This window comes from Kerstersia sp. (assembly GCF_052103615.1).
Lineage (GTDB): Bacteria > Pseudomonadota > Gammaproteobacteria > Burkholderiales > Burkholderiaceae_B > Kerstersia.
In genome coordinates this window covers 1-11,925 of record NZ_JBQEKA010000094.1, presented here as the reverse complement: position 1 = coordinate 11,925, position 11,925 = coordinate 1, and the positions used below count along the sequence as shown (strand labels likewise).

Below are 11,925 nucleotides of genomic sequence, written 5' to 3'. Positions count from 1 at the left end.
CACCGGCATGGACAAACCCGGCAAGCCCGCATGGCTGCCCGGATCCGTATTGCGCGTAATGGTCGGGAACAGCGGCAAGGCACGGCCCTGGATCAGAACAGCCTCATCCTCACCGATTCCCGGCGCGGTACACGGCACCGTGGGAAAAACCATGGCAGCAATCCCGGCCTGCGCGAAAGCCGCGCGATAGCAGGCCAGCAATTGCTCACGCCCGGCCTGCGCCAGTTGCAAGGCATCGTGAGCAGCCGTCTTGCCCGCTTGCAAGCTGCCCAGCAAGGCACGCACATCGGGGCTGCCCACCTGCGCCAGCAACTCTTCAAACCGGAACGAAGGGTCACGTTCCTGCAAATAGCGGGGCATATCACGCTGGAATTCGAACAGCACTTCCGCAAAATTTGCATGGGCATCCAGTGTTTCCAGGCCATGAAAGGCCATAGGCACAAGAACGGCCCCCGCATCGCGCAACTGCGCCAGCGCCGCCTGGGCGACAGCCTCGACCTCAGGCGCCAAATCCTGCCAGAACACCTCTGGCACTCCCAGGCGCAACCCGCGCAAAGCGATCTCAGGCAAAGGGGCGGAATCTGCCGTCAGCACGCCATCGAGCAAAGCCAGATCCGCCACGCTATGCGCCAGGGGGCCTGCCACATCCCGTTTGGCGGCAATCGGCGCCACCCCGGCATTGCTCACCCGGCCCAAGCTAGGCCGGAAACCGGCGATCCCGCAAAAAGCCGCTGGAATCCGGATCGACCCGCCGGTATCCGTCCCGATGGCAGCGGGCACCAGGCCCGCTGCCACCACGGCAGCCGACCCGCCGCTACTGCCGCCAGGCGAATACGCCGGATTCCAGGGATTACGGATCGCTCCCGTCACCGCATTATTGGACGTCACGCCAAACGCCAACTCGTGCATACCGGCCTTACCGGCAATCAAGGCGCCCGCCCCGCGCAAGCGCTGCACCAGCACCGCATCCCGCCGGGCCGGATGGCCGTGCAAAACGCGCGTGCCATTGCCACAGGCAAAACCCACGGCCTCGATATTGTCTTTTAGCGCGATAGGAACGCCCAGCAAAGGCAAACGCTCCCCCGCCGCCAGACGCGCATCGGCTGCCTGCGCCTGAAGCCGCAGCGCATCCTCATCAAAGGCGGCATAGGCATTAAGCGTCCCGGCCTGCCGGGTTCGGTCTATACACTGCGCCACCAGTGCCGCGCTGCTTACCTGTCTGGCGGCCAACGCATCGCGTAACGCCAGAACTGTGCCGTCCATCCAATCCATGCATCCTCCCAGTCAGAATGCATAGCGTAGAGACAGCCCCTTCAATCCACACCTATCAGGATTGATAGGTCTGCGTCTGGGCGCGCCGCCGCATGCGATCTTGCCCGGCCCCGCGCCAACGCGCGCCGCAGGCCACGGTGAAGCGCTGTAATGGCGGCAGCGTGGAGCGGCGGCGGTGAGTGATGGCGGTGAGTGATGGCGTAGAGCGGCGGCGGAGGAAGGCTGCCTGCTGGTAATTCCCAATACCCGCCCTGGCAGGCCGTTTTTAAGATGAAAGCCCGTCCGACTTTTGCTGGAGCCTGCCCGCCACTGGCCTCTCCGCGTGCACCGCCCATGTATCTCTCGTCCAACCAATCCCGCGCCCTTGGCCAGGCCATGCACCTGATGGCCGAGGCTGATGACGCCGATACCTTGCGTGAAGCGCTGGGCATCCCGCTGCTGGACCTGCTGGGTGCGGACACTTATGTTTCCATGGTGTGGGACCCGGCCACCGAGCGCTTCGAGCGCCCGGCCGCCCAAAACATGCCAGCCTGCCAGCTACGCGCCTGGGACGAGTATTACCGCTTCGTTGACCCGCTGACCTTCGCCATGATGAAACGGCGGCGCCCTACTGTCGCTACCCAAGTCCTGGCCCAGAACGACCTGAACCGCACAGAATTCTTCAACGATTTCCTGCAAGTGGAACGCCTGCATTGGGGCATCAACATCTACTTCTTCTCGGAAGAACGCTGCCTGGGCGACTTCCGTATCTGGCGCCGGCGCGAACGGGGCAACTTCGACGCCGCGGAAATCGAAGTGCTGCGCATGCTGGAACCCAGCCTGACCGCCACCCTGGACCGCCTGAACAGCGGCCAGGCCCCCAAACCCCGCTTCGAATCCGTACCGGACGCGCCCGCCCTGCTACGCCAACACGCCCGGCTCAGCCCGCGCGAAGCCGACGTCGCGTGGCTGGTTGCCTGCGGCTGCCCGGACAAACAAATCGCCCAGCGCCTGAACGTCGGCCTGCCCACCGTCCGCTTCCATCTGGCCAACATCTTCCGCAAACTGCGCGCAGACAATCGCGCCAGCGTCGCCGCGCGCGTGCAAACCCTGGTCGAAAGCCGCCATCATGCCGGCTTGAGCGCCTAATTTGGCGGGATGGCGGGATGGCAATAGTTTGCCGGGGGATCAGCGTTGCGCCACTTCCCCGGACAACAGCCCGCGCCGCTGAAACCAGATTTCCAGCGGCCAAGTCACCAGCGGCGGAATCGCTGCCAGCACCGCCAGCCAGGCATCACTGGCCCGCCAGCGCAAACGCCTTGCAGCCACAATCGCCACCACGAAATACACCAGGAACGCCGCCCCATGCAGGCGCCCGAACCACCAAACCAATTGATCCGTCGTCCCAGACCCGTATTTAAGATACATACCCAGAAGCAAACCGGCCCAGGTCACGGCCTCTATCAACGCGCACACCTTGAACAGCCTTGCGATACCTGCCTGCGGAGCCATACATCCCTTCCTATTGATGACGATGAGAATCAATCCGGGATTGTAGCCCGCCCCGCCAGCCAGCCCCTCCCCGAAACCGCGCCGCAAAAACCAGGCTTGCCCCCAGCCAGACGCATCGCCGCCATACGCAAACACGGCATAAACACAGCGCAAACAGGGCCCTGACGCTGCCACTTGTCGCATACAGATATTTAGGTGTATGATTGCGATCTCTTCGCTGCTGCAACGGCGCGAAATGCGGGAGTAGCTCAGTTGGTAGAGCGCAACCTTGCCAAGGTTGAGGTCGCGAGTTCGAGACTCGTCTCCCGCTCCAAATTCAAAAAAAGCCCAAACTTCGGTTTGGGCTTTTTTTCGTCCTGGTGTTTGCTGTATATCAGGGCGTCCATCTTCGATTATTTAAAAGCGTTTTCGCTCTACGAATAACCCAGTTCAATCTATCAGTTCCCACTCCCCAAGAAATGTGTGTAAATCAGTACACGCAAATGGGGTATACAGTGGCGTTATTTTCTGGGCCATCTTCCCTCTAGATAGCTCCTCTCATGAATGAAGGAGATTTCTGCATTGCGCTTATTTCTCCCTTACCCCGCAATCCAAGACTGCCAGAAAAATCCGTCTCCTTTATGCTCACGATAGATGCCTGCTTTTCGTCAGCAGAAAAGGCGCCAAAAAGTGGAACTTCCATTTTGGCTGACAAAATACGCAGCAGCGCCTTGTCATGAGCGCATCCCGCAAACCCTCACATAAAAAAATGCGCGCGATGAATGCCGCGAACATTCAGTCCCAACTCGGACAGTAAAGCATACTGTTGTGAATTGGCTGCTTTTACTCCAAGGTGGGCTAAGTGAATCGGACCTGTTTTCCATCTCCAAGAAGGACTGCCCTCAGCGGCTGAATATGCTGGACAAATTGAGCCGCCAAGTACCTTTATTAGCAATCGTTTATACTAAGTGCTATTTCCTTCCCTTGCCTAGCGGCATATTCCTGTTTGTGGCTTATTATGACTTCTGGTGACGACTCACGCATATTGCAAGGCTGGCGCGCTTTTATCGAGGCCAGTGAAATCGAAAAGGGTAAGATTTCAGCAAATGCCGTCAGCCAAGATCAGCAACATCAGTCACAACCTGAAATCTGGGAAGAAGATGAGACCGGCATTACCATTACCCTGCCTCAACAAAAGTTCGAGCTGCTTAAGCGCCGCTATGTGACGGTATCGGAAGATGGCACGCCCATAGTGACCGCCTTGCAGTTAAGCTTTCCTATTTTTACCATCCCATCTCAGTATTCGACCTACTTTCAGCCCTTATTTCGCTTCAGCGTGCCGTCCGAATGGCTGCTACAGGACCAGCCCAAGCTGCATATCCCGCTTAAACAAGGCAACCTAGTCAAACCAATATCCGGCGCCTTCGGCACCGTACTGGATATGGAACCAGAGGAACTAGGTAAAGATCGTCATGCCCTCAGCATCATGACCGCTTGCATGGGTCAGGAGGCAAATGATTGCGCCAGCATCTACCAAAACTTCCTCATCTGGCTGGATGAAAACCAGATAAAGCCCCGGTTCCAACTCTTCCGGGAAACTGGCTTCGATATGCTATTTAGTGAAGAAAAGCTGGAAAACACCATGTACAGACATGTGCTGGATGAATATGACACACTAGCAAACGGCGGCCTGGCCTCCTACTCACTGCTTGCTAACTATCTCCAGCGACAAGCCAAGCCTAGCAATGTTCAGCCTTGGGGAGGGCTGACCTATGGCTTGTTCGAACGCGATAATGCGCTGGGGCGCGGCCAACTGCATACGCTGTCGCGCGTTGCAGCCGGTGATGCACTGGTAGCTGCCCAGGGTGCGCCTGGCACCGGCAAGACGACTCTATTCATGTCACTGATTGCCAGCCAGATAGTCAAACGCGCGCTGGCCATCATTGTCGGCAAAGATGCCAATCTCGGCGTCCTAGTCGCATCCACAGCGATCAAAGCCGTCAATAATATCGTCGATAAGCTTTGTGAGGACAGCACCTTCTCCGGCCTCAACTGGCTATATTTCGTCGGCGGGAACAAAAAACGCATCGAAGCTGAGTGCCTGCGCGTGGACGCCTTGCTCGCCGAATTCAACGTGACGGAGTACGACGCCCAAGCGCAACAGGCCAGCCGCACCGCGTTGCTGTCCCTCCAGACTGAAATAGAACAGGGCCACGCCGAATACCAAGCGCGCTCCGCCCCATTCGAACAAGCTCGCCTAGCCTTGGGCGACGAAGATCCTCACGCAGCACGCGACCGCTTAGCCTGCATGCGCCAAGCCTTGCTAAAACGCGCCGAGCAACTAGGCCTGACGACCACCGCCAGCGATAGCGATGAACTAGCCAGCATGCTAACGCATTGCGATGCAAGATATCGCCAAGCCGAAGCCGCCATGCAAGCCGATCAGGCAGCTAAAACCGCGCTGCGCGCCAGCTTTGCTTATCTCGGCCGCCCAATCTTGCCCTTAGAGCACTATGCGGACTGGCTGGCAAGCGATCTGGCCAAGGCCCTGACACATCATTTCGGCGACTACAGATCCTCTTTGTTCAGTCGGATCGGTCGCCTATTCGGTACCGGCCGCTACGAACAGGCGCGTGCGCACCTGCGTTCCCTCTACGCCAATGAACTAGCCGACTTCGGCCTAAGCCATGCCTCGCAAGAAGAGATGGCGGCACTAGCACGCAACTATAAAGATTTTTTCCAGCACCACCATGGACAGCAACACCTGGCCGTGCTCCAACAGGCAGCTGACTCGCTGGAAGCCGCCCGAGCTATCTCAGCACTGGCGACCGAAGCTAAGGAAATATTGCGCCAAGAAGCCTTGCTGAAAACAGTACTTGAAGGCGCACAACAATTGGCACAATGCTACCCCGAAGGCGACTGGCCCAATGTCCTCCGCCTGCGCTACGTCAAGCAGCAACGTGCCATGCTGGAACACGCCATCGCATTCCTCTGGCAGGAAAACCTGAGATGCAAGGTCGAGATCGCTGATGTGCTACGGGTGTGGTCCGACCAGATACGCGGCCAAAAGAACAGTGGCTATTACCATTGGCATAACCGGCGCAAGGACTTTTTCCGGCTGCTGTCGCTCGCCTATCCCGTCCTGACATCTACGCTGGTTTCGGCGCAACGACTGGCTGGCTTCAGCAAGCTCGAGGACGCATCACCGCACAAGCCGTTCCATATGGCACTGATCGACGAAGCCGGTATGGTGTCGGTGGAATCTGTCGTTCCGCTGCTGGCTCGCAGCGAACGCGCCACCATGGTCGGTGACCCAATGCAATTGGAGCCCATCAGAGTTTTGTCGCAGCCTATGACGGAATCCCTACGGGAGCGCCATTTCCAGAATCGGGACACTCTCTATGAAGCCATGTCCCCGATGCTAACAACCGCCTACCATCGTGCCGCAGGTGCCATGAATGGCGCACCTGGTGAACTTGGTAACAGCATCGTGCTTGATGAACATCGCCGTTGCCAGCCCGCCATCGCTGACTTGTTCATCGCTATCGCAGGCTACCGTGGCGTAGATGTTATGACCAGCCCGCCCGCACCCGCCATTGCGCAAGCGTTCGCACTCATGGGCAGCCACCCACTGATGTTCTATGGTGTGGAGGGCCGGGCCGGAACGCAGGCCAATACCAACCTAGATGAACAAGAAGCCATCGGTGCCATCCTCGACAAACTCGAAGAAGCCGGCTATGACCTGAAGCAGCATGTTGGCATCATCACGCCCTATGCAAACCAGAAACGCGCATTGATCAAGCTGCACGGCACACGGCTGGCACACACCGACAAAAACAATCGTATCGGTACCGTCCATCAATTCCAAGGAACGGACTTCGAAGTCATCATTTATTCACCCGTTATTTTTCGCCTGCAGGATCGGGACGGTTTCCAGAACAATAAGCCCAATTTGCTCAACGTCGCCATCTCACGCGCCAAGCAACAATTCATTGTGGTCGGCAATCACCGCCGCCTGCTCGCGGCGGGAAAATCTCTAGGTACGATGGCCCGCATCGTCAGCAACGGCTTTCTGCTGGATAGCGAAAACCAGAGCGCTTCTTTTGAAGCAGCCCAGACGCGGCAACCCAACCCGCGCTACGTGCTGGACTGTGACCATATCACCACCTTCGAACACCTGCTGCAAAAATGTACGACCAGTTTCAGGGTCATTGTTCCCTGGCTCCGACAGGGTTCGATGGCAGACCACCCCCAGCTGGATTTGCTCAAACAAGCGCAAAATCGAGGAGTCACGGTTTCTGTACATTACGGCTACCGTCACCAGAAATATGACACCGGAAAAGAGGACGACGCCGCACTGGTACAGGCCTATCAAGACACGCTGGGCGTCGCAAACGTCATCCGCATCCCGGAAGGGACACATGAAAAAATTCTGATCGTAGACAACGCGACGTTGGTCATTGGCAGCTGGAACTGGCTGTCACATTCCTACCATCGCTATTGCTTACTCCCCCAGCAACGTCGACTGGCCATCCGGCACGAAACCAGCGTGCAATTCGACGACCCAGATTTTTGCAGGCAGTTGCAGCAGCGCATCAGCGCCTAAGGGCTGCTATCAATTAAGCCAGACTACGCAACAACGATCTTGGTTCTGCTGGTCGATAGCACCCGCCTTGACGACATCAGAGGCAAACGCGGCTGGGATGATAAGAAAATCACGCTCTAGAACCCATTCGTTCCTCACAATTGTGATCGACGCAAGCTTTCCATTGCAATTGAGACTTACCGGTGCGGTGACGATGCGTTGACTCGCCTACATTTCATCAACCACTAAAACCCGTCCGACTGCAACACGTCTTTCATCCACTTCACTTGCTGTCGCATGCGTTGACAAAACTCAGCGGCATCTCCATCAGGCTGTGTCGCCTGCCGCAAGAAATATTCAATTTCTCTTGCCTGTGCGGGATACAGACGCCTGAAGTGCTCTGCGTAGTCTTCCAGCGAATACGGCCAATGCGCATTGTTTTCGCGCCGCAGTATATTGGTGGAGCGGATCAGTTTTCTTGAGGCTTCCTGTATCAGCCGCTGCCGGGTCACGGCTGAGGAAGCTTCCGCAAGGGCTTCCAGGTAGTTCCCCAGCACCCGCTCAAAATCTCCATTAATTGCCAAGGCCAATGCTCTGGACGGCATAAATGGAAGTATCTCGTCCGCAAGGTCATTCCCAGCCACGCAACGGCAATGATGCTTGATCCAGTATTGCCATGCCATGCTGGTTTCTGGCGCCGCCAGGTTTGCCAACGTCCCGATATCAAAGTCGATTTTGCGAACGACGGGATAGGCGGCTGCGATTTCGTGCCGGATCTGATCCAGCTTCGCAAGTTCAATGTCTGAGGGTGCCGCAAGCAAGATCAGACACAAGTCCAGATCGGACTTGCCGGGGATCGCCTTAGCCGCCGCAACACTGCCATAGACATAGAGGCTATGCAGCAAGCCCCCTGCCTCTCTGAGCAAGCGGTCGCACACCGTTTGCAGCACCGGACGGAATTCGTCTTGCCACGGCACAATTTCCATCGTGGCGATGCGCTCAGAATGCTGACAAGCATCAGAATCAACGGTTGCCGCTTTCGTGGCTCGTGCCATTATTGTTCCGCCTTCCGCCCTGTCGCCCCATCCCATAACACTTGCGCCGCTTCATGCGCACCCGCGTATAGAAAGTCACTGCCCCCCTGTACCTGGCTGGCAACGATCAGCCCTTCCCCCAGCAAATAAAGGGAGGTAGCGATGGCTGCCGGGCGGCTGGCTTGCGCGGCAATACAAAGCTCCAGCAAGTAATTCCGCACCTCTTGTTTATGCGCAGCGGCCTGGCGATGCGGCGCAGCTTCCTGTGGCGCATATTCGGCAGCGGCATTGATGAATGCGCAGCCATGGAAATCGGCTTCTTGCGACCAGGCACTGATGAAGTCTATGTATGCCAGCGGCCGCCGGCTCGGTGGCGCCGCATCCACAAAATGCCTTAATTGGGCCATGAATTGCTGATGCCTCACGTGCAAGGCGGCATCTATCAGGACGTCTTTGCTGGGGTAGTGGCGGTAGAGCGTTCTTTTGGTGACGCCAGCATCCTTGGCCAGCAGTTCAACACCCGAAGCGTGAAAGCCGTGCCGGTAGAACCGCTGTAAAGCAGCGTCAACAATCTTTTCCGGGAGAGTCATATATAAAAGATACCGATCGGTTTACCTTATGGATACCAATCAGCATACTGCGTATCTCCGTCATCTCATGCACCTGAAAATGTCCCGCCTTTTCCGTCGCTTAACGCATTCATCCGCACCACCGCCGCCGCCGCTCCGGTTCGTTATGCTGTCATCCCTGGGCGCCTTGATTGCGATTGCTATCACTGGCGGCCTGAGTCTTTTTTCCGGTATTCCGTGGTTGATGGCGCCATTCGGCGCCAGCTGTGTCCTTGCGTTCGGGGTACCGGATTCTCCCTTGGCCCAGCCCAGAGCAGTGATAGGCGGGCATCTCATTGCCACAGCGGTAGGCTTGGCCGTTGGTGCGCTACTGGGTGACGGTTGGCTGGCCTGTGCGCTGGGCGTCGGCCTTGCGATGGCTGCCATGCAGTTGAGCCGTACCGTTCATGCGCCGGCCGGCGCCGACCCTTTAATTGTCATTGCTGCTCAAGCGCCGCTCAGCTATTTATTTTCTCCGGTGCTGCTGGGCTCATTGGTCATTGTTTTGATCGCCTGGGCCGTCAACAATCTGCACCGCGCGCGCAGCTATCTGCGTTATTGGATTTGATCCGTCAGCGGCATAGCCAGCGGGGGCTACACCCAACCCCCGCCCTCCCCTCAAATCCTGACGTTGCGCCCCGCTGGCAGTGCGACAACCAACTCGATGAGCAGAATACCGGCTACCAGCAGGATGGGCAGGTTCCAGTCTCCGGTGCGGTAGTAAATGGCGCCGACCAGCAAGGGGCCTGCCAGGGCGATGAGGTAGCCCACCGTCTGCGCCATCGCCGAGATACGGGTTGCGGTTTCCATGCTGGCGGCTTTGGAGACAAATAGAAAGGATCCCAGCGCTGGCCCCGATCCCTGTCCAAAGCCCAGCAATAGCGCCCAGACCCAGGCCGATTCCAAGGGCGCGTACATCAGGCCCAGGGTGCCCGCCAGGCAGGTCAGGATGGTCACGGCAATCCAGGGGCGCTGATCCGGACGGCGCGAGGCCAGCAGCGGCGTGATGAAACTGCCTGCCATCAGGCTGAGCTGCGAGATCGAGAAAATCAGGGCGGCAGTTTCCTGCGTGCTGCCGCGATCAATCAGGATGGTGGGCATCCAGGGCAGAAAGACGTAGAGGTTGAGTACCTGCAGCCCGAAAAATAAGGTAATCGACCAGGCCATGCGGTTGCGATAGACCTGCACCGGCGCAGCCGCGGGCATCGGCGCGCGCCCGGCTTGCCCTGCCGCCGTTACCGGCGCGGCATGTTTGAGCTGCGGCAGCCAGACAAGCAGCGCCAGCAAGGCAGGTACGGCCCAAAGCCCCAGCGAGTGATAGGCGGCTTCGGTGGTGCCGCCCAGCCATTTGAACAAGGGCAATGCGCCGCCTGCCCCCAAGACCGCGCCAGTGCCCAGCATCAGGGCATAGATGCTCATGACCCAGCCCATGCGCTGCGGGCCGAAGCGTTTGCGCGCCAGTACCGGCATGATGACGTTCATCACGGCAATCCCCGCGCTGCCCAGCACAGTGCCGGCGATCAGGCCGGTTTCGCCCCACCAGCGCACCGCGCATCCGGCCACCAGTAATAGCAGCGCCAGAAACAAGGCGCGCTCTTCACCCAGCCATAGGCGCAACCTGACGCCCGGAATGGAAAACAAGCCCAGCAATACCAGGGGCAAGGTGGTGACCAGCATGGTGGCACCGCGATCCAGCGCCAGGTTTTGCAGCAAGGGGCCGACTGTCGCGAAGATGAGGCGCAAGTTCAGGGAGACGAGAATAAAGCCCGCCCACAAGAGAGCTGAGACAGGCGCCGCCAATGAGGGCCTGGCGTTTGCGCCGGGCAATGCCGTCGTGGCTTCAGGCATCATGCCTCCTTGCGCGGGCAGTGTGCACGCCGCAGATGGTCTGAGAAACAAAGCCGGGCAACAAAGCGGGACGCCACGGCAAAAGCAGCGCAAGCAGGAAGAGCGGGGAAAAAAGCCGGATCGCACTATCCGGTGCGCGGGATCTAAGTGTCATGTCGTGATCGGGTCGATAGCAAAAACAGAAGCGCCGGTTGGGCTCCCAGACCACTATAATTTCCATTCGATAATGGATTTCATTCAATTCTTAGGCGATCCGGATTCTTTCTTAGGCGTTCCGGAATGCCGCCCCACTTAAGGGCCGACCGGCAGAGGCATGCATGGCTTATCGTCTGAATACGGCGGATCTTCCCGGCCCGGTACGGCTGAACCGGGGAGTCTGGCAACGGCTGAAATTGCCCGATACGCTAGGCGCGTGTACCAATGACATTTGCCAGGTGGATGACGGGCTGCTGCTGGCCTATACCCACTACCATCCCCGGCGCGATCTGCTGGAAACCAGTGCCATCGACCGGGATAGCCGCGTGCTGACGATTGCGATGGCGCTGGAAGGCGCGTCCAGCAATGTCGGTATCAACGGACAGCGTTTCGATTTCATTGCGGGCCACAGTACGGTGGCGGCTTTTTCCAGCGTCAAAGGCGAACGCCGCTTTCCTGCCCATCAAACCATCCGTCAACTGCGGCTGGTGATCAGCGAATCCCTGCTGCAACGCTATCAGCTGGAACACCTGACCGCCGCCGTTGGCCAGGATAGCCTGGCCCATCCGATTGCCTGCGACCGCCACAACAGCGCCGCGCAACAGCTGGCTGCAACGCTGGTTCACCTGCATGACCGCAATGCAGGGGTGCTCGACCTGCAAGTCGCCGCGCTGAGCCTGCTGGCGGAACAGACACGCCGTTTTCTGCCAGACTGCCTGCATTCCAGCCGGCTGCAGGCAGCGGATGAAGCGCGTGTGCGGCAGGCACGCGATATTCTGATGGCAGAGTTTGCCAGGCCCTTGACGCTCGCCTATCTGTGCACGGTCACCGGTACCAATGAATTCAAGCTCAAACAGGGCTTTCGCGAACTGTACGGCACCAGCCCCCACCGTATGCTGACGGATATCCGCAT

The 11,925-nt window shown here is 58.4% G+C and carries 9 protein-coding genes and 1 tRNA gene; 5 read left to right on the top strand and 5 right to left on the bottom strand.

Annotated elements, in window-relative coordinates; translation table 11 throughout:
- Positions 1 to 1,263 (bottom strand): amidase family protein (locus ACTJGZ_RS14215; protein WP_441663561.1); only part of this gene is annotated, 1,263 nt, incomplete at its 3' end.
- A 342-nt stretch (positions 1,264 to 1,605) separates the two neighbouring features.
- On the opposite strand from ACTJGZ_RS14215, the gene ACTJGZ_RS14210 reads away from it, so the two are divergent.
- Positions 1,606 to 2,400: a helix-turn-helix transcriptional regulator gene (locus tag ACTJGZ_RS14210; protein WP_441663560.1), complete on the top strand. Its 795-nt coding sequence runs from the start codon at positions 1,606 to 1,608 to the stop codon at positions 2,398 to 2,400.
- Positions 2,401 to 2,439: 39 nt separating this feature from the next.
- Here the strand turns inward: ACTJGZ_RS14210 and ACTJGZ_RS14205 are convergent, their stop codons facing one another.
- A complete protein-coding gene (locus ACTJGZ_RS14205) occupies positions 2,440 to 2,763 on the bottom strand; it encodes a DUF3817 domain-containing protein (protein WP_441663559.1) in 324 nt (107 codons plus the stop codon).
- A 237-nt stretch (positions 2,764 to 3,000) separates the two neighbouring features.
- On the opposite strand from ACTJGZ_RS14205, the gene ACTJGZ_RS14200 reads away from it, so the two are divergent.
- Both ACTJGZ_RS14200 and ACTJGZ_RS14195 read left to right on the top strand, forming a co-directional pair.
- Positions 3,001 to 3,076, top strand: a tRNA-Gly gene (locus ACTJGZ_RS14200).
- A 684-nt stretch (positions 3,077 to 3,760) separates the two neighbouring features.
- Entirely contained in the window at positions 3,761 to 7,348 is a 3,588-nt protein-coding gene (locus ACTJGZ_RS14195) for an AAA domain-containing protein (protein WP_441663558.1), read from the top strand.
- 224 nt (positions 7,349 to 7,572) lie between these two features.
- Here ACTJGZ_RS14195 and ACTJGZ_RS14190 read toward each other — a convergent pair whose 3' ends face one another.
- On the bottom strand, positions 7,573 to 8,382 hold the full coding sequence (locus tag ACTJGZ_RS14190) for a nucleotidyltransferase domain-containing protein (RefSeq protein ID WP_441663557.1): 810 nt from the start codon (positions 8,380 to 8,382) through the stop codon (positions 7,573 to 7,575).
- The gene (locus ACTJGZ_RS14185; RefSeq protein ID WP_441663556.1) at positions 8,382 to 8,951 is read right to left on the bottom strand and encodes a TetR/AcrR family transcriptional regulator; all 570 of its coding nucleotides are present in this window, start codon (positions 8,949 to 8,951) and stop codon (positions 8,382 to 8,384) included. The genes ACTJGZ_RS14190 and ACTJGZ_RS14185 overlap by 1 nt, the downstream gene beginning before the upstream one ends.
- 28 nt (positions 8,952 to 8,979) lie before the next feature.
- Between ACTJGZ_RS14185 and ACTJGZ_RS14180 the strand changes: the two genes are divergently transcribed.
- On the top strand, positions 8,980 to 9,537 hold the full coding sequence (locus ACTJGZ_RS14180; RefSeq protein WP_441663555.1) for an HPP family protein: 558 nt from the start codon (positions 8,980 to 8,982) through the stop codon (positions 9,535 to 9,537).
- A gap of 50 nt (positions 9,538 to 9,587) precedes the next feature.
- Here the strand turns inward: ACTJGZ_RS14180 and ACTJGZ_RS14175 are convergent, their stop codons facing one another.
- Positions 9,588 to 10,820: an MFS transporter gene (locus ACTJGZ_RS14175; protein WP_441663554.1), complete on the bottom strand. Its 1,233-nt coding sequence runs from the start codon at positions 10,818 to 10,820 to the stop codon at positions 9,588 to 9,590.
- A 314-nt stretch (positions 10,821 to 11,134) separates the two neighbouring features.
- Here ACTJGZ_RS14175 and ACTJGZ_RS14170 point away from each other — a divergent pair.
- Positions 11,135 to 11,925, top strand: a 791-nt coding sequence (locus ACTJGZ_RS14170) for an AraC family transcriptional regulator (protein WP_441663553.1), incomplete at its 3' end; no start/stop codon positions are given.